Consider the following 22,263-nt stretch of genomic DNA (forward strand, 5'->3'; position numbering starts at 1 on the left):
CCCTGCCGGTCCAGCGCCCGATGCCCTTCCCGCCCCGCCCCTCCGTCCCTCGCGCCCGCCGCCTCGCGGTCGCCGCCGCGACCCTCGGGGCGATCGCGCTGACCGGCCCCGTCGCCGGCGCGCACGCGGTCGAGACCGTGCCCGGGGAGATCGTCGTCAAGGAGCACCCGACCGGGATGCTCGCGCGCGCGGCGACCCGGGCGCAGACCGCGCACCGGGTGATCCGCGTCACCGACGTCGACCGGGCGCTGCGCGCCGTGCGCCGGCGGTCCTCGGTCGTCTACGCCGTCCCCAACGTGAAGGCCCGCGCCGCGGCGCTCGTGCCCAACGACCCGGGCCGCGGCACCACCGCCGGCGGCTGGCAGCGCGTGCAGTGGAACTTCGTCGGCCCCTTCTCCGTCAACGCCCCCGAGGCGTGGGCGAACCTCGCCGCCGTGAAGCGCAGCGGCGGGCGCGGCGTCACCGTCGCCGTGCTCGACACCGGGGTCGCGTACCGCGCGAAGGGCACGTACCTGAAGTCCCCCGACCTGCGCACCGACCAGTTCGTGCGCGGCTACGACTTCGTCGACCGCGACCCCTACCCGTACGACCGCAACGGGCACGGCACCCACGTCGCGTCGACGATCGCCGAGGCGACGAACAACGGGATCGGCCTCACGGGCCTGGCGTACGGGGCGCGGATCATGCCGATCCGCGTGCTCGACGACCAGGGCGAGGGCGACGCCAGCGACATCGCCGACGGGATCCGCTTCGCGGCCCGCCGCGGCGCGCAGGTCATCAACCTCAGCCTCGAGTTCTCCAGCGACGTGCGCGCCGCGCAGATCCCCGAGATGCTCGACGCGATCCGCTACGCGCACAGCAAGGGCGCGGTCGTCGTCGGGGCCTCCGGCAACGAGGGCCACCGCGCGATCGCGTACCCCGCGCGCGCGTCGAACGTGATCTCGGTCGGGGCGACCACCGAGCACGGCTGCCTGTCGGACTTCTCGAACGTCGGCGCGGGCCTGGACCTCGTGGCGCCCGGTGGCGGCGCGGACGCGCAGCTGCTGGACGACCCCAACTGCAAGGACGACGCCAAGCCCGGCCGCGACATCTTCCAGGTGACGCTGCAGGGCCGTCAGCGGCGCAGCTTCGGCCTGCCCAGCGACTACGAGGGCACGTCGATGGCGACCCCGCACGTGTCGGCGACCGCGGCGCTCGTCATCGCCTCCGGCGTGCTGGGCCCGTCCCCGAGCCCGGCGCGGATCGAGCGGCACCTGAAGGCGACGGCGACCGACCTCGGGACGCCCGGGGTCGACGAGCGCTACGGCCACGGGCTGCTGAACGCGGCGAAGGCGACGCAGCCGGTGCTGCCGCAGCCCGCGGCGACGCCGGGCACGTAGCGGCGGTCGGGACGCCGCCGCCCGCGGCGGCGGACGGTGCGTCAGACAGCCAGCGCGGAGGCGCCGGCGCGCGAGAACTGTGCGAGCTTGCGCGCGGCCCGCCGGGAGGCGTCCTCGAGCGGCTCGGCGGCGCGGACGGCGGCGACCGCCGCGGTCACGGCGACGGCGGGGCCGGCCAGGCCGCGCAGCGCCTCGACCCGCTCGAACGCGGCGTCGAGCCCGCTGCCGGGCAGGAGCACGCCGATGGTGCCCGCGTCGATGGCGACGAGGTGCTCGTCGACGGCGAGCGCGCCGCGCCAGTCGCGGACGAGGTCGACGACCGACGGGGTGGACGCGGGACGGCGGCGCAGCCGGGAGCGGCGGCCCTCGGCGCGCAGCAGCACGACGGCGACGGGAGCGTCGGCGCGCAGCGCACGCTCGACGGCGGCCTCGGCGCTCGTGGTCCACGGCGTGGTGCGGGCGGGCGGCCGCAGCGCGACGACCTCCGCGGTCGCCGACGACGACCCGCGCTCCCGGAGCCCCGGGCGCGTCGTGGTGAACCCCTGCCTGACCGTCACCGCCATGCCCGACATGGTGCGACAGGCCGTGCGGTTCGACACTCCCCGAACCGCAGGGTCCACCGGACCACGTGGCCTCACCCGGTCGACGAACGGGCCTCGTCCGATCGGACGACCCCTCGCTCCCCCCCGACCGGGAGAGACCCGTCGACTTTCCGGTGTTTTCAGCTGGTGCGCACGATCAGGACGCTGCACGGGGCGTGGTGGCTCACCTTGTTGGGCACCGAGCCCAGCAGGAACCGCTTCGCCCCGGTCATGCCCTTGTTGCCCACCACGATGAGGTCCGAGTCGAGCTCCTCGGCGACGTCGAGGATCGCGTCGGCCGGGTCGCCCTGCCGGGCGTGGACCCGCACCTCGGGCACGCCGGCCGCCCGGGCCTCGTCGGCGGCCGCGTCGAGCGTCGCGTCGACGTCCTCCCGCGGGGTCACCATCCACTGCAGATCCCCGGGCACCTGCTGCTTCTCCTCGCGCAGCCGCTGCTCGGACACCGGCTCGTACGCGCTCACGATCTCCAGCGTGGCCTTCAGCTCGGCGGCCAGCGCGACCGCGCGGGCCACGGCCTTCTTGGCGGTGTCGGACCCGTCGGTCCCGACGACGATCGAAGTGAACATAGGGCCCAGCCTAACCGCAACGCACCGGCCCGCGGGTGCGTCGCCGCACACTCCCTCCGAGCGTCCCGGACCGCCCGGTGCTGTGGCAGGCTCTGCGGCTGTGCTGGACCTCCACTGCCACATCCTGCCCGGGATCGACGACGGGCCGCCGACGATGGACGACACGCTCGACCTCGCCCGCGCCCACGTCGCGGCGGGCACCTCGCTGGTGGTCGCGACCTCCCACGTCAGCTGGGACCACCCGGACAACGGCGCGCGGCTCCTGGGGCCGCTCGTCGAGCTCGTCCGCACGCGGCTCGCCGCCGCCGCGATCCCGCTGGAGATCCGCACCGGCGCCGAGGTCGCCCTCACGCGCGTGGAGGCGCTCGACGATCCCGAGCTGCAGGCGCTGCGCCTGGGCGGCGGCCCGTGGCTGCTGCTCGAGTGCCCGTTCACGCCCAGCGGCGCGGGGTTCGAGCTCGTCATCGACGACCTGCTCGCCCGCGGGCACCGGCTGCTGCTCGCCCACCCGGAGCGCTGCCCCGCCTTCCACCGCGAGCCCGCGCTGCTCGAGCGCCTCGTGCAGCGCGGGATCCTCACCTCGGTGACCGCGGGCGCGTTCGTCGGGCGCTTCGGCTCCACCGTGCAGGAGGTGGCGACCACGTTCCTGCGGCGCGGCCTCGTCCACAGCGTCGCCAGCGACGCGCACGACCTCACCCGCCGCCCGCCCGGGATCGAGGAGCCGCTCACCAGGGCCGGGCTCGACCCGCAGCTCGTCCGCTGGCTCGGCCACGACGTGCCGCGCGCGATCCTCGACGGGACCCCCGTCCCGTTCGCCCCCGTGCCCTTCGACGCCACCCCGCCACGGCGGGGCCTGCGCGGCCGGCTCAGACGAGCTTCGTGACCGCGATCACCATGCCGGCGAGCACGAAGACGACGATGAGCACCTGCATCCAGATCCAGAACGGGGACACCCCGTGAGGGTACCGTGAGCCGACGGCGTCTCAGCGCCTGCCTCATCACCCTGGACGAGGAGGAGCGGCTGCCCGCCGCGCTCGCCTCGCTCGCGTTCTGCGACGAGATCGTCGTCGTCGACTCGGGCTCCACCGACCGCACCGTCGAGCTCGCCCGCGCCGCCGGCGCCACCGTCGTCCACAACCCGTGGCCCGGGTTCGCCCGGCAGCGCAACGTCGCCCTGCGCCACGCCACCGGCGACTGGGTCGTCGAGATCGACGCCGACGAGCGCGTGACCCCCGAGCTCGCCGCCGAGCTGCGCGCCTTCCTCGACCACCCCACCCTGCCCGACCGCTTCCCGCTGCTGTCGCTGCCGCGCCGCAACCGCTTCCTCGGCGGCTGGCTGCGCGACTCGATGAAGTACCCGAGCTACTGCCGGCGGATGTTCGCCCTCGGCGCCTACGAGCACGACGAGACGCGCACCGTGCACGAGGAGGTCGTGCCGACCACGCCCGCGTGGGCGGCCCGCGGCGACATCACGCACGAGCTGGCCGGCACATGGCGCGAGGCGCTGCGCGACACCTGGGCCTACGCGAAGCTCGACGCCGCCCAGTTCCGCCCGCAGCTCTCCGTCACGGCGCTCGTGCGCGGCGTCGTGGCGCGACCGCTGGTGAAGGCCGCCTACCGGCTGACGCTCGACGGCGGCTGGCGCGACGGCTGGCGCGGCGCGGCGCGGATCGCCCTGGACACCGGGACCGACGCCGCCGTGTGGGTCCTCGCGGCCCGCGCGGCGCGGCGCACCGGGCCGGACGGCGCGGCGGACGCGACCGCCGGCCACTACAGCGAGCGGTTCCCCGCCGTGTCCGCCGTGCGGGTCGTCGGCGTCGCGACCAGCGCCGGCGGAGCGCAGCGCGTCACCGCCTGGCTCGCGCAGGCGGCCGCGGCGGGCGCCGACGCCACCCTCCTGGTGCCGCCGCCCGTCGCGCCCGTCGACCTCGACGCCGCCGCCCCGCCCTGGGTCCGTGACGCCGTCCGCGTGCAGGCGCTCGCCGGACGCGGGCCCGTCGCGATCGGGCGCGCCCTGGACCGCGAGGAGCAGGTCCGCCCCGTCGAGCTCGTCGTCGCCGCCGACGACGCCCGACGGGCCACCCGGCTCGCCCTGCGGCTCGTCGCGCGCGGCCCCGTGGCCGGGGACCTGGACGCGCCCGCCGCCCCCCAGGTCGACGCCGTGCGTCCCTCCCCCGGTCCGTGAGCACGCCCCGTCCCACCATCACCGCCTGCCTGATCGTCCGTGACGAGGAGCGGCTGCTGCCCCGGGCGCTCAGGAGCGTCGCGTTCTGCGACGAGGTCGTGGTCGTCGACTCCGGGTCCACCGACCGGACCGTGGAGATCGCCCGGGCCGCGGGCGCGGTCGTCGTGCAGCGCGGCTGGCCGGGGTTCGCCGCGCAGCGCAACGTCGCGATCGACCACGCGCACGGCGACTGGATCCTCGAGGTCGACGCCGACGAGCGGATCACGCCCGCGCTGGCCCGCGAGATCCGCGCGTTCCTCGACGCCCACGACCCGCGCCACGACATCGTCGCGCTGCCGATGCGCCACGAGTACCTCGGCGGCTGGCTCGAGCCGGCGATCAAGTACCCGTGCTACCGCTACCGCCTGTTCCGCCGCGGCGCCTACCGGCACGACGAGCGGCGCACCGTCCACGAGGGCCTGTGGGCGACGACGCCCGCGTGGGCGATGCGGCACGACATGGAGCACGAGCTCGCCCCGACGCTGCGCGCGGCGCTCGCCGACCTGCGCGCCTACACGCGCCTGGAGGCCTCCCAGTTCACCCCCGCGCGCACGCCCCGCGCGGTCCTCGTCGGCGTGCTCGCCCGGCCGCTGGCCAAGACCGCGTACCGGCTGCTCGTGGACCGCGCCTGGCGCGACGGGTGGCGCGGCGTGCTGAAGGTCGCGCTGGACGCCGTCGCCGACGCGGGCGTGTGGGTGCTCGCGCTGCGCCGCGACACCGGCCACCCCGACGGCTCCGGCGCGCACTTCTCGCTCGAGCCGCCGCCGCGCGGGCCGCTGCGGCTCGTCGGCGTGGCGACGGACGCGGCGAGCACCCGCGCGATCTGCGCCTGGCTGCACGAGGCGGCCGACCGCGGCGCCGACACCGCGCTCCTGACCCCCTGCCCCGAGACCGTCGTCGTCGGGCACGCCCCCGGCGACGGGCCGGCCGTCACCGCCGCCGGCGTCCGCGTCCGGCCGCTGTCCGGCGCGGCGGCGCTCGCGCTGACCCGCGGCCTCGACGCCGAGCGACAGGTGCGACAGGTCGACGCGCTCGTCGTCCCCGCCCGCCTGACCCCGCTCGCGCGACGCGCCGTCGCCCGGGTCGGCCACCATGCGCCCGTGCCCGTCACCACGCCCGTCGCCGACGCCCTGCACGCCGTCCGCGCCCACCGCACGCGGGGAGGCGCCGGTGCCTGAGCGACGGACCCTGTTCGTCACCGAGGACGCCCCGCGCCTGGGCTCCGGCCGCGCCCTGCGCGTCCACGGCGTCGTCCGCGCCCTCGCGCAGCTCGGCCCGGTCGACGTCCTGTACCCGCAGCGCGGCGTGCTCGAGCCCGGCGAGGAGTACCGCGCGATGGCCGGCGTGACCCTCCACGCGGCGGCGCCCTCGCGCGGCGCCCGGCGCGCGCTCGCCTACGCCGCCACCCGCGCCCGCGGCGTGCCCGACGGCTTCGCGCGCGGCGTCTCCCCCGAGCTCGTCCGCGCCGCCCGGCGGCTCGCCGCCACGCCCGACCGCGGGCACGTCGTCGCCGACGGGCCCGTCTGCGCCGCCGCCCTGCACGGCCTCGGCGCACGCGTGACCTACAACGCCCACAACCTCGAGGCGCAGCTGCGCGCCGACATCGGGGACATGGGCAGCCCGGCGCTGCTGCGACGCTTCGAGCGCCGGTTGCTCGCCCGCGTCGGCGAGTCGTGGATGGTCAGCGAGGCCGACATGGCCGGCGCGCGCGAGCTGTGCCCCGGCGCGACCCTGCGGCTCGTGCCCAACGTCGTCGACGCGGAGGCGGTCAGCCCCTCCCCGCCACCCGCCGGCGGGCCGGGGCGCGTGCTGCTGCTCGCCGACTGGACCTACCCGCCCAACGTCGAGGCCGGCCGGTTCCTGCTGCAGGAGATCGCGCCGCTGCTGCGCGCCGCCCGGCCCGGCACCGTGCTCGTGCTCGCCGGCCGCGACGCCGCCGGGGCGCTGGGCCTCGACGCGACCGCCCCGCCGCCCGGGGTCGAGCTGCCGGGGTTCGTGCCGGACATCGGGCCGCTCTACGCGACCAGCACCTGCGTCGCCGTGCCGCTGCTGACCGGCGGCGGCTCGCCGCTGAAGTTCGTCGAGGCGCTCGCGCACGGGCGGACCGTCGTCACCACCCCGCGCGGGGCCGCCGGGCTGCGCGGCACCCCCGGGGTGCACTACCGGGTCGCCGACGGGGCCGCGGCGTTCGCCGCCGCCGTCGGCGAGGTCCTCGCCGCCGGGGGCGACCCGGCGATGGCGACCGCCGCGCGCGAGCTCGCCCTGGCCGAGTACTCGATCACCTCCGTCGTGGAGCGGCTGCGCCCGTGGGCGACGAGCTCCTGATCGTCAACGCCGACGACTGGGGCGCCTCGGTCGCGGTCACCGACGCGATCGCGCGAGCCCACGCGGCCGGGGCGATCACCTCGACGACCGGCATGGTCTTCATGGCCGACAGCGTCCGCGCCGCCACCCTCGCGCGCGAGCGCGGCCTGCCGACCGGGCTGCACCTCAACCTCACCGAGGCGCTCGACGGCCCCGGCGTCGGCGCCGAGCACGCCGCCCGGCACGCGCGGCTGCGCGCGCACTTCGCCGACCTGCCGCGACGACGCTGGCGGTACACGCGCGCGGTCCGGCGTGACGTCGCCGCCGAGATCGCCGTCCAGCTCGCCGAGCACCGGCGCCTCTACGGCGCGCCGCCCGGGCACGTCGACTCCCACCACCACGTGCACGTCTGCCCGGACGTCCTGCTCAGCCCCGCCCTCCCGCGGGGGACGCGGGTGCGGCAGACGCGCAGCGCTCCGCCCGGCGCGGGCGCGCCGCGCACCCCGCAGGCCCTCGCGTCGACCGCCAAGGCCACGCTGATGCGGCGACGGTTCACCACGACCAGCCGGTTCTGGGCGATCGCCGACGTGCACCCCGCCCTCGGGGGCGCCGGCCTCGACGCCGCGCTCGCCGCCGCGCGCGGACGGACCGTGGAGGTGATGGTGCACCCGGGCTTCCCCGACGAGCTGCCGCTGCTGCTGGCCGACGACTGGCGCGCCTTCGTCGCGGCGGCGCGCGCCGGGGACTACGGGGCGCTGCGGCCGTCGTCGCGCAGGCGCGCCAGCGCGATGCGGTTGCCCGGGTAGAAGTGGCCGCGCGGCCGCTCCCGGAACACCGTGACCGGGACGCCCAGCTCGCGGCCGAGGTCGTGCAGCGCGTCGAGCTGTCCCCACACCTGGATCACGTCGAGCGTCGGGGCGGCCCGGGCCAGGACGGCGTCGAGCTCGGCGCGCACGTGCGCGCTGTCGGGCAGCGAGTCGGAGACGAACAGGTCCACGCGCTCCTCCCCGACCGCCGCGGGGATCCCGGTGCGCGAGTCCGCGACGTGGAGCGCCCAGCGCTCGCGCAGGTGCGGCGCGACGAGCGACCCGGCGCCCGGCATGACGTCGAGGCTCACGAGCCGCCCCGGCGCGCCCTCCTGCGCGTTGCGCTCCAGCGCCCGCAGCACCACCAGCGAGGCGAGCCCGTCGAGCACCCCCGCCTCGACCACCAGGGCGGGCCGGCGGGCGCGCACCAGGACCCAGGCCGCGAGGTGGTGGCCGACCGGATGCAGCCGGCGCTTGACGTCCAGGCGCCGGCGCGTGCGGCGCGCCAGGCCGCGGGTCAGCTCCTCGTCGGTCTCGACCTCCCGGGCGTGGGCGGCGAGCTGCGCCGCCGGCAGCCCGGTCTGCGCCGCGAGCACGGCGACGAGCTCGTCGACGTTGTCGAGCCGGTAGGTGAACGTGTCGACCTCCGGGTCGAGCAGCACGTAGCGCAGCCAGGTCACGGGGCTCGTGCGCAGTCGCACGTCGTGGCGGCGCAGCACCCCCGCCTTCGTGATCCAGCGCAGGCGACCGAGGCGCCGCAGCCGCCGGCGCGCGCCCTCGCCCATCAGTGCCTTGAGCTGCTGCTTCATCGGGGAGCGCCCGCGAGCGGGCGGGTCGCGTACCCTAGCGTCCGACCGCCACGCAGGACATGTGTCGCAGCGCCAGGGGGTCGTCCATCCGTCATCCGGCCGCGCCCCGCGCGCACCGCCGGCGTCCAAGGTCCATGAGCAGACGCGCGATCATCCTGGCCGGTGGCCTCGGCACCCGGCTCCGCCCCTACACCGTCACCCTCCCGAAGCCGCTGATGCCGGTCGGCGACCGGCCGATCCTCGACATCGTGCTGCGCCAGCTGCGCCACCACGGCTTCGAGCACGTCACGATCGCGACCGGCCACCTCGCCGAGCTCATCGAGGCGTACTGCCGCAACGGGGAGCGCTACGGCCTGCGGATCGACTACTTCCGGGAGGAGGAGCCGCTCGGGACGGTCGGCGCGCTCGCGCTGATCGACGGGCTGCGTGACGAGCCGTTCCTCGTCATGAACGGGGACGTCCTCACCGACCTCGACTACGCCGCGCTGCTCGCGCGGCACGAGGCGAGCGACGCGGTCGCCACGATCGCCACCCGCGTGAGCACCGTCGAGGTCTCGCTCGGCGTCCTGCACTTCGACGCGACCGACGACACGCGCCTGGCCGACTACTCCGAGAAGCCGACGCACCGCTACGAGTCCTCGATGGGCGTGTACTGCTTCTCCCCGAAGGCGATCGAGTACATCGAGCCCGGCGTGCGCCTGGACTTCCCCGACCACATGCTGCGGCTCGTCGCCGCCGGCGAGGTCGTCCGCGGCTGGCGCTCGGAGGACTTCTGGCTCGACATCGGCCGGCCCGGCGACTACGAGCAGGCCCAGGAGGACTACGAGCGCCTCGTCGACCGCCTGCTGCCCGGAGGCGCCTGAGCGATGGACGAGGACCGGCCCCACGGGCTGGACATCGTCTGCGTCGGCTTCGCCGAGTGGGACAGCGAGCTGTGGACCAACCAGCACCACCTCATGTCCCGCCTGGCGGCGGACAACCGCGTCCTGTTCATCGAGTCGCTCGGGCTGCGCCGCCCGACGCTCACCGGCCGCGACCTGCGCCGCATGCGCCGCCGGTTCGTCCGCGGGCTGCGGCCCGCGCGCCGGATCGACTCGCCGCACGGCGGGCACGTCTGGGTGCTCTCGCCGATGGTCCTGCCGTTCCACGGCTCACGCGTCGCGCGCGCCCTCAACGGCCGGCTGCTCGCCCAGCTCGTGCGGCGGGCGGTGCGGCGCGCGTTCCCGGGCCCGCGCGGCCGCCGCGCGCTGTGGGGGTACGTGCCGCAGGCGGAGATCCTCCTGCACGTCGTCTCCCCCGACCTCGTCGTCTACCACTGCGTCGACGACATCGGCGCGCAGGACGGCATCGACGCGTCCGTCTACGTCGACGCCGAGCACCGCTTCGCCGCCCGCGCCGACCTCGTGCTCGCCAGCTCCGCGATCCTCGCCGCCCGGATGCGCGACCTCAACGACCGCGTCGTCGACGCGCCGAACGTCGCCGACGTCGCCGCGTTCGCCGCCGCGCTCGGGCCCGGACCGGTCGACGGCCCGGTCGCCGCGCTCCCCGGCCCGCGCCTGGTGTTCACCGGAGCGGTCGCCGCCAAGAAGCTCGACGTCGACCTGCTCGCCGGGGTCGCCCGCGCCCGGCCGGGCTGGTCGATCGCGCTCGTCGGGCCCGTCGGCCTGGGCGACCCCGCCGCCGACATCTCGCGCCTGACCGACCTTCCCAACGTGCACCTGCTCGGCGCGCGCAGCTACGAGGAGCTGCCCGCGGTGCTGCGCGCCGCGGACGTCGCGCTGATCCCCTACCGGCGCTCGCCGCTGACCGACTCGATCTTCCCGATGAAGGTCTACGAGTACCTCGCCGCCGGCCTGCCGGTCGTGTCGACGCCGCTGCCGTCGATCGCCGAGGTCCCCGACATCGCGTTCGCCGCCGACGTCCCCGCAACCGTCGCCGCCGTCGAGGACGCCCTGGCCGCCGACGGGCCACAGGAGCGGCGCGCCCGCTCCGCCGCGGCGGCGGGCCACTCGTGGGACGATCGGCTCGTGCAGATCCGCGACGCCCTCGACGACCTCCCCGGAGCCTCCGCGTGACCCAGGACGAATGGCGCTCCGCCTGCCTGCTGTTCGCCGCCGAGCTCGCGGACGGCACGCTCGCCCCGCGCGACCTCGACCACCCCGCCGTGCTCGAGGCCGTCCGCTCGATGCCGGTGCCGTCGCTGCCGAGCCGCACGCTGCAGCGCGTGCAGCTGCGCAACGGCAACCTCGGCTACGACGAGCACGTCGTCGCGCCGCTGCTCGCCGCCCGTGACGCGGTGCTCGGCAGCGACCGGCCGCGCGCGCCGCGGTTCCTGGTGCGCGTCGACGAGTTCCCCCACTACCGCGCATGGGACCGGCCCGACACCTACGGGACCGACGTGTTCGCGCGCTTCCACCGCACGCTGCGCGACGCCGGCGTCGCCTACCTGCTCGCGGTCGTCCCGTGGGTCCCGCGCGAGCCGCTGGACCCCGACGTCGACGAGTGGCGCCCCCACACGCAGGACGAGCTCGACACGCTCGCCGCGCTGCGCCGCGAGGGCGTCGCGTTCGGCGTCCACGGCCTCGACCACCGCACCCGCTCGGCGAACCCGCGCAAGCACTCCGAGTTCCTCGGCCTCGACGACGACGACACCGTGCAGCGGCTGGAGGCCGCCGCCGGGGTGCTGCGCGACGAGGCGCTGCACGCCGACGTGTTCGTGCCGCCCTACAACCGCTTCGGCCGCCGTCAGTACGGGCTGATGGCCGACCGCTTCGACGTCGTCACCGGTGGCCCCGAGTCCGTCGCGCACCTCGGCTTCCACCGCACCCCGCTGTGGCGTGCGGACGCCGTGTACCTGCCCGCCTACGCGCCCCTGTACGGGCGCGCGAGCGAGGTGCTGCCCGCGGTCCGCGCGCTGCGCGAGCAGGGCGCCGACCTGTGGCACCCGATCGTGCTGCACTGGGGCTGGGAGGCCGACGACGGCTGGACCGCGCTGGAGGCGCTTTGCGCCGAGCTCGGGGCCGACGCGCGCCCGTGGGAGGAGTTCCTCGCCGCCGCCGACATGAGCGGCAAGGTCGGGGCGCTCGCCGCGCAGGGGGACGCCGGATGAAGATCGTCTCGGTGATGACGACCACGTCCCCCGGCGGCGCCGAGTTCGCGGCCGTGGAGATGCTCGACGCGCTCGTCGCCCGCGGCCACGACTGCGTGATGCTCAGCGACGACCCCGGGATCGGACGCGGCACCGGCGTGCGCGTCGAGCCGATCGCGATCGGGCCGAAGCTGTCGGTGCGCACCTGGGGCTCGCTGATGCTGCGGTTCGTGCCGTACGTGCGGCGGCTGCGCCGCGCGCTCGAGGCGCAGGCGCCCTACGACGTGCTGCTCGTCCACTACAAGAAGGAGCAGCTGATGGCGCGCTGGCTCCCCCGCGAGCTGCGCGCGACGCTCGTGTGGTGCGAGTGGGGGCCGGTCCCGTTCCCGCTGCGCAAGGGCCTGCCCCGACGGATGTACCTCGCCGCCGGGGAGCGCGCCGACCTCGTGCTCGCGATCTCGCAGGGGACGAAGGACTCCGTCTGCGCGGTCGGGATTCCGCCGCAGGAGGTCGTGGTCGTCCCCAACGTGCTGCGCACCGACGAGATCGACTGCTCGCCCGAGGGTCGCGCCCGCGTGCGCGAGCGGCTCGGCATCCCGGCGGACGCGTTCGTCGTCGGCTGCATCTCGCGCTTCCACGTCAAGAAGCGCAACGACGTCGTCGTCGACGCGGTCATGCGGCTGCCCGACGACGTCCACCTGATCCTCGCCGGCAGCGGCGAGACCGAGGCGCAGCTGCGCGAGCTCGGCGCGCCGCTCGGGGACCGGCTGCACGTCATCGACACGCCGCGCGGCGACGTCGGCGACGTCCTCAGCGCCTTCGACGTCAGCGTCTTCTGCCCGTCCCCGACCGAGGGGCAGCCGCGCGCGGTGATCCTCGGGATGCTCGCCCGGCGCCCCTGCCTGTCGACCGGGGCGGAGGGCGTGCACGACATGATCCACGCGGACTTCGGGGCGATCTCCTCCCCGGAGAACGACCCGGACGCGCTCGTCGCGCTGCTGCGCCGCTACCTCGAGGACCCGCAGCTCGGGCCCCGCCAGGGGGACGCCGCGCGCGCCTACGCCGAGCGGACCTACGCGGCGCCCGTCGTCGCCGAGCTCCTCGAGGGGCTCATGCGCGACGCCGGCGCGAGCGGCTGACCGGCTGCCGGGGCGACGACGGCCGCGCCGCTCAGGCGAGGATCTCGCGCAGCGCGCCGATGACCAGGTCGACCTCGCGCGCGCCGAACGACGAGGACAGCGGCAGCGCCGTGTGCCGCGCTGCGATCGCCTCCGCGCGCGGCCGCGATCCCGCGTCGGCGTAGCCGCTGAACATCGTCAGCGCCGGATACCAGGTGGTCTGGATGCCGCGCGCGGCGAGCTCCTCGCGGACCCGGTCGCGCGTGGCGAGGTCCTCGAGCAGCACCGCGAAGCAGAAGTGCGTCGCGCGCTCGACGAGCGCGTCGTCGTCCCAGGGGACGAGCACCCCGTCGAGCCCCGCGAGCGCCTGGCGGTAGGCCTGCGTCATCGCGCGGCGACGGTCGAGGTCCGCCTCGAGGCGGCCGAGCCGGCTGAGGCCGAGCGCGGCGCGCGGCTCGTCGAGGCGGTAGTTGAACCCCACGTCGAGGATGTCGTAGCTCTCGGCGTGCCCGCGGTGACGGTCCCACGTGACCGAGGTCATCGCGTGCGAGCGCAGCGACCGCACCTTCGCGGCGAGCGTCTCGTCGTCGGTGGTGACCATCCCGCCCTCACCGACGCACAGCTGCTTCTTGGAGAAGAAGCTGAAGCAGCCCGCGTCGGAGCGCGACCCGACCCGGGCGCCGTCGGCGTCCCGCGCCAGCACCGCCTGGGCGCAGTCCTCGACCACGCGCAGCCCGTGCTCGTCGGCGAGCGCGCGGACGGCCGCGAGGTCGCACGCGTAGCCCATGAAGTGCGTCGGCAGGATCGCGCGGGTGCGGGCGGTGACGCGCGCCGCCGCGTCCTGCGGGTCGAGGTTCGGGTCGTGCGGGCCGACGCTGTCGACGAGCACCGGCACGCCGCCGCACGCGCGGACCGCCGCGGCCCCGGCGACGAACGTCAGCGCCGGGACGAGCACCTCGTCCCCCGGCCCGATCCCCGCGGCGAGCAGCGCCAGGTGCAGCGCCGCGGTGCCCGACGAGACGGCGACCGCGTGCTGCACGCCGACGAGCTCCGCGAAGCGCCGCTCGAGCTCCTGGGTGCGCGGCCCCATCGTCAGCCAGCCGTCGCGGTAGCAGGCGAGGACCGCCTCGACGTCCTCCTCCGCCACGACGACGTCGGTCAGCGGGACGGTCCAGCTCATCGCGACACCCCGGCGCGCAGCGCCCGCAGCTCCTGGTCGATCGACCGCACGACGTGGTCCTGCTGCTCCTCGGTGAGGTGCGGGAACAGCGGGATCGTGACCTCGCACCGCGACGCGAGCTCGGCCCGCGGCAGCGACACGCCCGCGAAGCGCTCGCGGTACGCGGTGAACTCGTGCACCGACGGGTAGAACAGCGAGGTCTGCACGCCGTGCTTCTCGCGCAGCGCGATCCGCAGCGGGCCCTGCACCTCGGGCGCCACCATGATCGGCAGCACGTAGCAGGAGGACGTGTCGACGTCCTCGTCGCGGTAGGGCAGCGTGACGCCCTCGACCGCGCCGAGCAGCTCGCGGTACCGGCGCGTCAGCACGCGCCGGCGCGCGATGTCGTCCTCGAGCCGCCGGAAGCGGCTCGACAGCAACGCGGCGCGCGGCTCGTCCAGGCGGTAGTTGAAGCCCAGGCCGGTGACGTCGTAGGTCGTGGTCGCGCCGGTGTGCCGCGCCCAGGTCCCGGAGGTCATCGCGTGCGAGCGCAGCGCCCGGGCCTGCTCGGCGACCGCGTCGTCGTCGGTGGACAGCAGGCCGCCCTCGCCGACCGAGAGGATCTTGTTCGAGAAGAAGCTGAACGCGCCCGCCAGGCCGAACGAGCCGAGCTTGCGCCCGCCCGCCGTCGCGCTGGGCGCGTGCGCGACGTCCTCGATCAGCGCGAGCCCGTGCTCGCAGCACAGGGCCTGCAGCTCCTGCACGGGGGCCGCGTACCCGGCGAAGTGCACGCACGCGACCGCCTTCGTGCGCGGCGTGATCCTGCGCGCCACGTCCTGCGGGTCGATCGACGGGTCCTCGAGCCCGCGGATGTCGGCGAAGACCGGCGTGCCGCCCGCGTAGAGCACGGCGGCGGCGGTCGCGGCGAACGTGAACGCGGGCACGATCACCTCGTCCCCGGGGCCGACCCCCGCGGCGAGGTAGGCGAGGTGCAGCGCCGCGGTGCACGAGCTGACCGCCACCGCGTGGCGGACGCCGAGGTGCGCGGCGAACGTCTCCTCGAACTCCTGCGTGCGCGGCCCGAGGGTCAGCCACCCGGAGCGCAGGGTCTGGGCGACCGCCTCAAGGTCCTGCGGCTCGAGGCGCAGGTCGAAGAGCGGGATCTCCGGGAAGCCGCCCGCGCTCACGGGATGTTCTTGAACTTCCCGGCGAACGGGTCCCCGAAGACGCCCTCGTCGAGACCGCGGAGGATCTCGCCGATGCCGTCGGGCACGGTCATGAGGGTCTCGAAGCCGAGCACCTCGCGGATCTTGTCGAAGCTCACCTTGTAGTCGCGCGGGTCCTCGTCGCGCTTGACGTAGCTGACCGTGCCGCGGTCGGTCTGCCGGCCGATCTCGTGCACGAGGTCGAGCTTGCGGTAGTTCTCGCCCGAGCGGCCGACGTTGAAGACCTGCTTGCCGGCGATCGCCGGGTCGGCGGTCAGGGCGGCGACGACCCCGCGCCCCGCGTCCTTGACGTGCACGTACGGCCGCCAGAACTGCTCGCCGAACACCTCGAGCTCGCGGTCGGCCCACAGGTCGCGGGTGAACTCGTTGACGGTCAGGTCGAAGCGCATGCGCGGCGCGACGCCGTACACGGTCGCGAACCGCAGGCAGGTCGGGATCATCTGCCCGAAGTCCTCGGTCATCAGCCGCTGCTCGACCCCGACCTTCTGGCGCGCGTAGAGCGAGACCGGGGCCAACTCCCCCTCCTCGGTGATCGGCACGGTCGGGTCGGCCATGCGGCCGTAGTTCGAGCAGGTCGACGCCATGATCCAGCGCTGCACGCCCGCGGCGGCCGCCTCGTCGATGAGGTCGTGGGAGGCCCGGACGTTCACGTCCTCGGAGAGCTCCGGGTCCAGCGCGCAGGCGGGGTCGCCGACGATCGCGCCGAGGTGGACGACCGCGTCGGCGCCCTGCAGGGCCTCGGCGCGGGCGGCCTGGTCGCGCAGGTCCCCCTCGACGAGCGTGACGCCCTTGGCCCGCAGGTCCGCGGCGATGTCGGCCTGCCCGTGCAGCAGGCTGTCCAGCGCGCGGACGGCCTTGCCCTGCGCCAGCAGCTCCTCGCACAGCGGGGCGCCGATGTATCCGGCTCCTCCCGTGACCAGCACCGTCTCGACCATCACGTCTCCTTGGGGTCCGCCGGCGTCCGGGTGCCGGTCTCGAGTGGATCGTAGACCGAGGTCGTAGACGTCGGAAGTCATGTGTCGCACGACGGTACGCCCGTCCGCCCATCCGCGGCCGTCGCTCGCGCGCACCCGCGTGCGAGAATCCTGGGGATGACCTCGTCGGCGCACCCCCGGTCCGGACCGCCGGACGATCCGCCCCTGCGCGGGCGCGACATCGTCTGCGTCGGCTTCTCCGACTGGGGCAAGGACCTGCTCACCAACGAGCAGCACCTGCTGATCCGCCTCGCGGAGCACAACCGGATCCTGTTCGTCGAGTCGCTCGGCCTGCGCCGCCCGCAGGTCGCCGGCCGCGACCTCAAGCGGATGGCGCGCCGGCTCGTACGCGGCGTCATGCCGGCCCGCGAGGTCGACGGCGTCCACGTGCTGTCGCCGCTGGTCCTGCCGATCCACCACCTCGCGTGGGCCAAGCGCTTCAACGCGTTCGTGCTGCCGCGCCTCGTGCGTCGTGCCGTCCGCCGGCTCGGGCTGCGCGACGTCGTGCTGTGGACGTTCGTCCCGCAGGCCGAGGTGCTGCTCGAGCCGCTGCAGCCGCGCACCGTCCTCTACTACGTCGACGACGACCACGCCGCGAAGAAGGGCATCGACGCCGACAGCTTCCGCGCCGCGGAGGAGCGGTTCGCCCGCCGCGCGGACGTCGTGATGGCCAGCGCGCCCGAGCTCGCCGAGCGCATGCGCACGCTCAACGACAACGTCCACGAGGCGTTCAACGTCGCCGACACGGCGCTGTTCGCCACCGCGCTGCAGGACGGCCCGGTCGACCCGGCGGTCGCCGCCCTGCCCGAGCCGCGCGTCGTCTTCGTCGGGGCGATCATCGCGTCGAAGATCGACATCCCGCTGGTGCGCGAGCTGTCGGCGCTGCGTCCCGGCTGGAGCTTCGCGTTCGTCGGCCCGATCGGTCCCGGGGACCCGACCACGAACGTCGACGGCCTGAAGGACCTGCCCAACGTGCACCTCCTCGGCCACCGCCCGTACGAGCAGCTGCCGGAGGTGCTGCGCGGCGGCGCGGTCGCGATCATGCCGTACCACACCGGTGGCGAGATGCGCAGCGTCTTCCCGATGAAGACCTACGAGTACCTCGGGGCGGGCCTGCCGGTCGTCTCCACCTCCCTACCCGCGCTCGCCGACGTCGACCTGATCGACAAGGTCGCCACGGCCCAGGAGATGGTCGACCGGATCGAGGCGGCGATGGCCGCCGACTCCCCGGCGCAGCGCGCCGCGCGGTCCGCGTCGGTCCAGCAGTTCTCGTGGGAGTCGCGGATGGCGCAGCTGGGGCGGCTGCTCGGGTCGGGGGACCAGCTGGCCGCCGGCGGCTGACGTGCGGATCCTCGTCGTCTCGAACATCTACCCGCCGGTGGTGCGCGGCGGGTACGAGGTCGAGTGCAGCGGCGTGGTCGACCGGCTGCGCGAGCTCCACGACGTCCACGTGCTGACCTCGACGCTCGACGACCCCGCCCCGCGCCCCGGGGTCACCGCCACGCTCCCGTTCCTGGACCACGACCTGTCGGGGACGCTGCGCGCCCCCGCCGGCGCGTTCGCCGGGGGGCGCGAGACCCGCCGGGTGCTCGAGCGGGTGCGGCCGGACCTCGTGTGGGTCTGGAACGGCTCGTGCCTGCCGGACACGGCGCTCGGCGCGCTCGCGCACGCCGACGTGCCGCTCGCGTTCCGCGTCTGCGAGCACTGGTTCGCGGACGTCCTGCGCGCCGACCGCTTCGGCGCCCACCTGCGGGGCGGCGAGGACGGCCCGCGCGACCGGCTCTGGGGCACGGCGATGCGCGCGCTGAACCGGCACCCGCGGCTGCGCCACGACCCCGACCGACGGTTCCGCGCCGCGATCTCGTGGAACTCCGCCGCGATCCGCGGCATGGCGCCCGCCCCGGCCGCGGTGGACGTGGCGTACGAGACCGTCCTGCACTCCACCTCGCGCAAGCTGCCGCAGCTCGCCGCGCTCCCCCGCGAGCCCGCCGCCACGCCGACCGTCCTCTTCCTCGGCCGCAAGGACGCGATGAAGGGCGCCGACGTCGCCGTCCGCGCGGTCGCCCGGCTGCGCGACCGGCACGGCGTCACCGCACGGCTCGTCCTCGCGGGGCCCGACGGCGTCGACGGGCCCGCGTTCGCGACGCGCGTCGCCGCGCAGGAGGGCGTCACCGACCTCGTCGAGGACCGCGGGCCGCTGGACGCCGACGGGGTCGGCGCGCAGCTCGGCGCCGCCCACGCGCTGGTCGTGCCGTCGGTGTGGCCCGAGCCGTACCCGCTCGTCAGCATCGAGGGGGCGGCCGCGCGCGTCCCGCTCGTCGCGTCGCGCGCCGGTGGCATCCCCGAGTTCGTGCACGACGACGTCGAGGGCCTGCTGTTCGACGCCGGCGACGCCGACGGCTGCGCCCTGGCCCTGCACCGCACCCTCACCGACGCGCAGGGCACCGCGCGGCGCGTCGCGGCCGCCGCGCAGGCCGCCGAGCGGCACGGCTGGGAACGCTACCTCGACGCCTCCGAGGCGTTCATCGACGACGCGCTGGCCGCGCTGCGGGGCTGAGCGTGACCGGCGAGCAGGACGCCCTGGAGGCCGGACGCGGCCGCGCGGCGCTCGACGTGCTCGTGCAGCTCGTCGGGCGGTTCGGGAACCTCGCGCTCGGCGTCGTCGCCACGGTCGTCCTCGTCCAGGCGCTCGGCATCGAGGGCAACGGCCAGTGGGCGACGATCCTCGCCGTCGCCACGCTCGTCGGCGTCGCCGGGGAGTTCGGGCTCGAGCCCTCCGCGGTCCGGCTCGCCGCCCAGGAGCGCGAGGACGAGGCCCGCTGGATCACGGCGCTGCTGCTCGTGCGCTGCGCGATCGCGCTGCCCGCCTCGCTGCTGGCGGCCGCCATCTGCTTCGCCGTCTCGACCGACGGGACCATGGCGCTCGCCGGGGCGCTCGTCAGCGGCACGATCCTCGCCGGGGCGCCGATGTCGCTGCGGACCATCTTCCAGCTGCGCGTGCGCAACGACGTCCCGATCGTCGTGATGACCGTCAACAGCGTCGCGTGGCTCGCGGCGATCGTCCTGCTCGCGGTCCTCGACGGCGGGCTCGTCGCGTTCGCCGCCAGCTTCCTCGCGATCCAGGTCGCGACCACCGGCCTGATGGTCGTCCTCGCGCTGCGCGAGCTCGACCTGCAGGGCGGGGAGCTCGTCGCGCGCGCCCGGCGGCTCGTGCGGATCGGGTTCGTCGTCGGGATCGGCACCGCGCTGACGACCGCCTACGCGAAGATCGACCAGGTCATGGTGCTCGAGATCGCCGGCGAGCGGGACGCCGGCCTCTACGGCAGCGCGTACATCCTGCTCGACCGCCTGCAGTTCATCCCCTCCGCGGTGATGACCACCGCGTTCCCGCTGCTGGCGGCCGCCTGGCCCGGGGACCGGCCGCGCATCCACGGGCTCGCGCAGCGCATCCTCGAGCTGCTGCTGCTCGCCTCCGCGCCGATCCTCGCCTTCACCGTCGTCGCGCCCGAGCAGGTCGTGCGGGCCCTGTTCGGCGCCGAGTTCCAGGACGCGGGCGCGGCGCTGCCGATCCTCATGGGCGCCTACGTGCTGGTGGCGTTCGGCTACCTCATGGGCTTCATGGCGATCGTCGTCGACGCCCAGCGGATCTTCGTGCGGATCGCGCTCGCCGGGCTCCTGTTCAACGTCGTCGCGAACCTGCTCGTCATCCCCGACCACGGGTACGTCGGCGCCGCCTGGACGACGCTCGCGACCGAGGTGCTCGTCTGCGGGCTCGCCGCCCGCGCGACGCTCGTCGGGCGGGTCGGGATGCGGCCCGCCCTGGTGCCGCTGCTGCGGATCGCCGCGGCCGCCGCGGTGATGGGCGTCGCCGTCGCGGCGGCGGAGCGCGCGGGCGCCCCGCTCGCGGTCCTCGTCATCACCGCCGCGCTGAGCTACCCGGCCGCCGTGCTGGCGCTGCGGGCCGTCCCCCGCTCCGACGTCACGCGCGCCGTCGGGGCCGTCCGCGGCCGTCTCGGCGGATGAACCGGCGCACCGACCGTCCGCCGGGACGGACACTCGGGGAGATGCGCCGCCTGCGACTGCTCGTCCTGCTCCCCGCCGCCCTCACCCTCGGGACGCTCGGCTGCGCCGCCTCCGACGGCGAGCCGCTGCCCACCGTCCCCCGGCTGGGGCTGGTGTCCAACACGCTGGACTGGGGCACGCAGATGGCGGCGATGCAGCGTCGCTCCCGCGACCTCGGCGCCGGCTGGCTGCGCGAGGAGATCCGCTGGAACGAGGTCGAGCCCGTCCGCGGCACGCGGCGCTGGGCGCGCACCGACCGGCTCGTCGCGTCGGCGACCCGCCGCGGCCTGCGGATCCTCCCGCTGCTCATCGGCACGCCCCGGTGGGCCGCCCCCGACCCGACGACGATCCCGACCGACCCGCGCCGCTACGCGGCGTTCGCCCGGGACGTCGTGCGCCGGTACGGGCCCGACGGGGCCTTCTGGCGGGCCAACCCGGACCTCGACCGCCGCTTCGCCATGGCCTGGTTCGAGCTGTGGAACGAGCCGTTCCTGCCCCAGTTCGCCGCCGACCGCCAGGACGCGGGCACCTACGCGCGGCTCGTCCAGGCGGCGGGCAACGCGATCCACGCCGCGCACCCGCGCGCCAGGGTCCTCGCCGCGATGGAGTACGAGTGGAAGACGCCCGACGGGACGTTCCGCCGCTGGGTGCGCGACGTGCACGCCGCAGTGCCCAAGCTGGCCGAGAGCTACGACGGGGTCGCCGTCCACCCCTACTCCCCCGGCGCGCCGATCGGCACCGCCGCCGCCGGCGCCTCCAAGGACCTGCGCCGGATGGAGCTGATCCGCGAGGACCTGCGCACCGTCGGGGGTCCGACCGACCAGGTCTGGATCACCGAGATCGGCTGGCCCACCTGCCCGCAGCGCCCGGCGTGCGTGTCCCGCGCGCAGCAGGCCCGCTACCTCGAGCAGGCGATCCGCGCCGCGGGCGGCCGCTACCGCGGCTGGGTCCGCGCCCTGTTCGCGTACGCCCTGTTCGACTTCCGGCCCGCGAGCGGCGAGCCGCTGCGCGAGGGCGCCTTCGGCCTGCTGGAGCTCGACGGCCGGGAGAAGCCGGCGGCCGCGGTGCTGCGCCGCGCCGGCCGCTGAGCCGCGGTCAGTCCCCGAGGACCGCGAGCGCCGCGGGCACCCCGGGACGGGCGGCGAGGACCGCGCGCATGCGGCGCGCCTCGTCGTCGGTCGTGCGTCCCAGTCGGGCGACGACGAGGCAGGCGTCGACCTCGTCGCGGTCCAGCAGCACGCGCGCGTCGGCGACCGGCAGCAGCGGCGGCGCGTCGAGCACGAGCACGTCGGCGAGGGCGTGCAGCTCGTCGAGGACGGCGCCGAGCGCCGCGCTGCGCAGCAGCTCCGGCGCGTTGGGCACGGGCGGCCCGCCGGGCAGGACGACCAGCGAGCGCAGCCCGGGGATGGCGGGCTGCACCAGCTCCCGCACGGGCAGCCCGCCGACGAGCGCGGTGGTCAGGCCGCGCCCCGGCGCGGGCAGGTCGAAGCGGGTCGCCATGGTGGGACGGCGCAGGTCCATCTCGACCAGCGCGACGCGCAGCCCCGCGAGCGCGTAGGCGCGCGCGAGCTCCCCGGCAAGGGCGGAGGCGCCCTCCCCGGCCACCGCGCTCGTGACGAGCACCGTGCGCGCGTCCGGCGCGCGGGCCTCGAGGCCACTGCGGACGATGCGCAGCGCGTCCAGGCGGGCTGGGCCGTCGGGCTCGGTCGGGACGGTCGCGAGCACCGGCAGCCCGGTCAGGGCCGCCACCTCCTCCGGGCGGCGCAGCCGCCGGTCGAGCAGCTCGAGCAGCACGACGACGAGCGCGCCGAGCCCGAGCCCCAGGGTGACGCCGACGACCGCCGAGCGCTTGGGCAGCGGGGCGGCGGGCGTGGACGAGGCGCTGGCGCGACTCGCGACCTCGACGTCCCCCGTCGTCACCGCCTGCAGCGCCCGGACCTTGCGCA

General features: G+C 75.9%; 21 protein-coding genes. 14 read left to right on the forward strand and 7 right to left on the reverse strand.

Features of this window, described 5'->3' with window-relative positions; all coding sequences use genetic code 11:
- The first annotated feature begins 20 nt into the window (after nt 1–20).
- The gene (locus GKE82_RS10555) at nt 21–1,379 is read left to right on the forward strand and encodes a S8 family serine peptidase (RefSeq protein ID WP_196189154.1); all 1,359 of its coding nucleotides are present in this window, start codon (nt 21–23) and stop codon (nt 1,377–1,379) included.
- A gap of 41 nt (nt 1,380–1,420) precedes the next feature.
- Here the strand turns inward: GKE82_RS10555 and GKE82_RS10560 are convergent, their stop codons facing one another.
- Both GKE82_RS10560 and GKE82_RS10565 read right to left on the reverse strand, forming a co-directional pair.
- Nucleotides 1,421–1,942 carry a hypothetical protein gene (locus tag GKE82_RS10560; RefSeq protein WP_154733239.1) on the reverse strand — a complete coding sequence of 174 codons (522 nt, stop codon included), beginning with the start codon at nt 1,940–1,942 and terminating at the stop codon, nt 1,421–1,423.
- Nucleotides 1,943–2,100: 158 nt separating this feature from the next.
- Nucleotides 2,101–2,547 carry a universal stress protein gene (locus GKE82_RS10565; RefSeq protein WP_107566899.1) on the reverse strand — a complete coding sequence of 149 codons (447 nt, stop codon included), beginning with the start codon at nt 2,545–2,547 and terminating at the stop codon, nt 2,101–2,103.
- A gap of 100 nt (nt 2,548–2,647) precedes the next feature.
- Here GKE82_RS10565 and GKE82_RS10570 point away from each other — a divergent pair, with 100 nt between their 5' ends.
- From GKE82_RS10570 to GKE82_RS10590, 5 genes are all read left to right on the forward strand, one after another.
- The gene (locus GKE82_RS10570) at nt 2,648–3,430 is read left to right on the forward strand and encodes a tyrosine-protein phosphatase (protein ID WP_154733240.1); all 783 of its coding nucleotides are present in this window, start codon (nt 2,648–2,650) and stop codon (nt 3,428–3,430) included.
- 84 nt (nt 3,431–3,514) lie between these two features.
- Nucleotides 3,515–4,732 carry a glycosyltransferase family 2 protein gene (locus GKE82_RS26995; protein ID WP_309233539.1) on the forward strand — a complete coding sequence of 406 codons (1,218 nt, stop codon included), beginning with the start codon at nt 3,515–3,517 and terminating at the stop codon, nt 4,730–4,732.
- Complete coding sequence (locus GKE82_RS10580; protein WP_154733241.1) at nt 4,729–5,949, forward strand: glycosyltransferase family 2 protein; 1,221 nt, start codon at nt 4,729–4,731, stop codon at nt 5,947–5,949. The genes GKE82_RS26995 and GKE82_RS10580 overlap by 4 nt, the downstream gene beginning before the upstream one ends.
- On the forward strand, nt 5,942–7,096 hold the full coding sequence (locus GKE82_RS30705; RefSeq protein ID WP_154733242.1) for a glycosyltransferase family 4 protein: 1,155 nt from the start codon (nt 5,942–5,944) through the stop codon (nt 7,094–7,096). The genes GKE82_RS10580 and GKE82_RS30705 overlap by 8 nt, the downstream gene beginning before the upstream one ends.
- On the forward strand, nt 7,078–7,881 hold the full coding sequence (locus GKE82_RS10590; RefSeq protein ID WP_154733243.1) for a ChbG/HpnK family deacetylase: 804 nt from the start codon (nt 7,078–7,080) through the stop codon (nt 7,879–7,881). The genes GKE82_RS30705 and GKE82_RS10590 overlap by 19 nt, the downstream gene beginning before the upstream one ends.
- On the opposite strand, the gene GKE82_RS10595 is transcribed toward GKE82_RS10590, so the two are convergent.
- Entirely contained in the window at nt 7,821–8,690 is an 870-nt protein-coding gene (locus GKE82_RS10595) for a class I SAM-dependent methyltransferase (protein WP_154733244.1), read from the reverse strand. The genes GKE82_RS10590 and GKE82_RS10595 overlap by 61 nt on opposite strands.
- Before the next feature lie 134 nt (nt 8,691–8,824).
- Here GKE82_RS10595 and GKE82_RS10600 point away from each other — a divergent pair, with 134 nt between their 5' ends.
- Genes GKE82_RS10600 through GKE82_RS10615 form a run of 4 tightly spaced genes read left to right on the forward strand, consistent with a single transcriptional unit; the run spans nt 8,825 to nt 12,917 of the window.
- Nucleotides 8,825–9,553: a sugar phosphate nucleotidyltransferase gene (locus tag GKE82_RS10600; protein ID WP_154733245.1), complete on the forward strand. Its 729-nt coding sequence runs from the start codon at nt 8,825–8,827 to the stop codon at nt 9,551–9,553.
- 3 nt (nt 9,554–9,556) lie between these two features.
- Nucleotides 9,557–10,765 carry a glycosyltransferase gene (locus tag GKE82_RS10605; protein ID WP_154733246.1) on the forward strand — a complete coding sequence of 403 codons (1,209 nt, stop codon included), beginning with the start codon at nt 9,557–9,559 and terminating at the stop codon, nt 10,763–10,765.
- Nucleotides 10,762–11,799 carry a DUF2334 domain-containing protein gene (locus tag GKE82_RS10610; RefSeq protein ID WP_107566909.1) on the forward strand — a complete coding sequence of 346 codons (1,038 nt, stop codon included), beginning with the start codon at nt 10,762–10,764 and terminating at the stop codon, nt 11,797–11,799. The genes GKE82_RS10605 and GKE82_RS10610 overlap by 4 nt, the downstream gene beginning before the upstream one ends.
- 14 nt (nt 11,800–11,813) lie before the next feature.
- Nucleotides 11,814–12,917: a glycosyltransferase family 4 protein gene (locus GKE82_RS10615; protein WP_196189155.1), complete on the forward strand. Its 1,104-nt coding sequence runs from the start codon at nt 11,814–11,816 to the stop codon at nt 12,915–12,917.
- A 31-nt stretch (nt 12,918–12,948) separates the two neighbouring features.
- Here the strand turns inward: GKE82_RS10615 and GKE82_RS10620 are convergent, their stop codons facing one another.
- Genes GKE82_RS10620 through GKE82_RS10630 form a run of 3 tightly spaced genes read right to left on the reverse strand, consistent with a single transcriptional unit; the run spans nt 12,949 to nt 16,297 of the window.
- Complete coding sequence (locus GKE82_RS10620) at nt 12,949–14,076, reverse strand: DegT/DnrJ/EryC1/StrS aminotransferase family protein (protein WP_154733248.1); 1,128 nt, start codon at nt 14,074–14,076, stop codon at nt 12,949–12,951.
- Entirely contained in the window at nt 14,073–15,242 is a 1,170-nt protein-coding gene (locus GKE82_RS10625; RefSeq protein WP_154733249.1) for a DegT/DnrJ/EryC1/StrS aminotransferase family protein, read from the reverse strand. The genes GKE82_RS10620 and GKE82_RS10625 overlap by 4 nt, the downstream gene beginning before the upstream one ends.
- Complete coding sequence (locus GKE82_RS10630) at nt 15,239–16,297, reverse strand: NAD(P)-dependent oxidoreductase (protein ID WP_199223827.1); 1,059 nt, start codon at nt 16,295–16,297, stop codon at nt 15,239–15,241. The genes GKE82_RS10625 and GKE82_RS10630 overlap by 4 nt, the downstream gene beginning before the upstream one ends.
- 75 nt (nt 16,298–16,372) lie before the next feature.
- On the opposite strand from GKE82_RS10630, the gene GKE82_RS10635 reads away from it, so the two are divergent.
- The 4 genes from GKE82_RS10635 to GKE82_RS10650 are packed head-to-tail and all read left to right on the forward strand — an operon-like array spanning nt 16,373 to nt 21,405.
- A complete protein-coding gene (locus tag GKE82_RS10635) occupies nt 16,373–17,596 on the forward strand; it encodes a glycosyltransferase (RefSeq protein ID WP_154733250.1) in 1,224 nt (407 codons plus the stop codon).
- Between the two features lies 1 nt (nt 17,597).
- Nucleotides 17,598–18,812 carry a glycosyltransferase gene (locus GKE82_RS30710; protein ID WP_154733251.1) on the forward strand — a complete coding sequence of 405 codons (1,215 nt, stop codon included), beginning with the start codon at nt 17,598–17,600 and terminating at the stop codon, nt 18,810–18,812.
- A 2-nt stretch (nt 18,813–18,814) separates the two neighbouring features.
- The gene (locus tag GKE82_RS10645) at nt 18,815–20,278 is read left to right on the forward strand and encodes a flippase (RefSeq protein ID WP_196189156.1); all 1,464 of its coding nucleotides are present in this window, start codon (nt 18,815–18,817) and stop codon (nt 20,276–20,278) included.
- A 41-nt stretch (nt 20,279–20,319) separates the two neighbouring features.
- A complete protein-coding gene (locus GKE82_RS10650; RefSeq protein WP_154733253.1) occupies nt 20,320–21,405 on the forward strand; it encodes a cellulase family glycosylhydrolase in 1,086 nt (361 codons plus the stop codon).
- Nucleotides 21,406–21,412: 7 nt separating this feature from the next.
- On the opposite strand, the gene GKE82_RS10655 is transcribed toward GKE82_RS10650, so the two are convergent.
- The gene (locus tag GKE82_RS10655) at nt 21,413–22,237 is read right to left on the reverse strand and encodes a CpsD/CapB family tyrosine-protein kinase (protein ID WP_154733254.1); all 825 of its coding nucleotides are present in this window, start codon (nt 22,235–22,237) and stop codon (nt 21,413–21,415) included.
- Nucleotides 22,238–22,263 lie beyond the last annotated feature (26 nt).

This window comes from Conexibacter sp. W3-3-2 (assembly GCF_009707605.1).
Classification (GTDB): Bacteria; Actinomycetota; Thermoleophilia; order Solirubrobacterales; family Solirubrobacteraceae; genus Paraconexibacter; species Paraconexibacter algicola.

Excerpts from the sequence above, each read along its gene's own strand:
- GKE82_RS10605 (WP_154733246.1), top strand. The coding sequence starts at position 9,557 with ATGGACGAGGACCGGCCCCACGGGCTGGACATCGTCTGCGTCGGCTTC.
- GKE82_RS10560 (WP_154733239.1), bottom strand. The coding sequence starts at position 1,942 with ATGGCGGTGACGGTCAGGCAGGGGTTCACCACGACGCGCCCGGGGCTC.
- GKE82_RS10635 (WP_154733250.1), top strand. The coding sequence starts at position 16,373 with ATGACCTCGTCGGCGCACCCCCGGTCCGGACCGCCGGACGATCCGCCC.
- GKE82_RS10630 (WP_199223827.1), bottom strand. The coding sequence starts at position 16,297 with ATGACTTCCGACGTCTACGACCTCGGTCTACGATCCACTCGAGACCGG.
- GKE82_RS10615 (WP_196189155.1), top strand. The coding sequence starts at position 11,814 with ATGACGACCACGTCCCCCGGCGGCGCCGAGTTCGCGGCCGTGGAGATG.
- GKE82_RS10650 (WP_154733253.1), top strand. The coding sequence starts at position 20,320 with ATGCGCCGCCTGCGACTGCTCGTCCTGCTCCCCGCCGCCCTCACCCTC.
- GKE82_RS10565 (WP_107566899.1), bottom strand. The coding sequence starts at position 2,547 with ATGTTCACTTCGATCGTCGTCGGGACCGACGGGTCCGACACCGCCAAG.
- GKE82_RS10620 (WP_154733248.1), bottom strand. The coding sequence starts at position 14,076 with ATGAGCTGGACCGTCCCGCTGACCGACGTCGTCGTGGCGGAGGAGGAC.
- GKE82_RS10595 (WP_154733244.1), bottom strand. The coding sequence starts at position 8,690 with ATGAAGCAGCAGCTCAAGGCACTGATGGGCGAGGGCGCGCGCCGGCGG.
- GKE82_RS10600 (WP_154733245.1), top strand. The coding sequence starts at position 8,825 with ATGAGCAGACGCGCGATCATCCTGGCCGGTGGCCTCGGCACCCGGCTC.
- GKE82_RS10555 (WP_196189154.1), top strand. The coding sequence starts at position 21 with ATGCCCTTCCCGCCCCGCCCCTCCGTCCCTCGCGCCCGCCGCCTCGCG.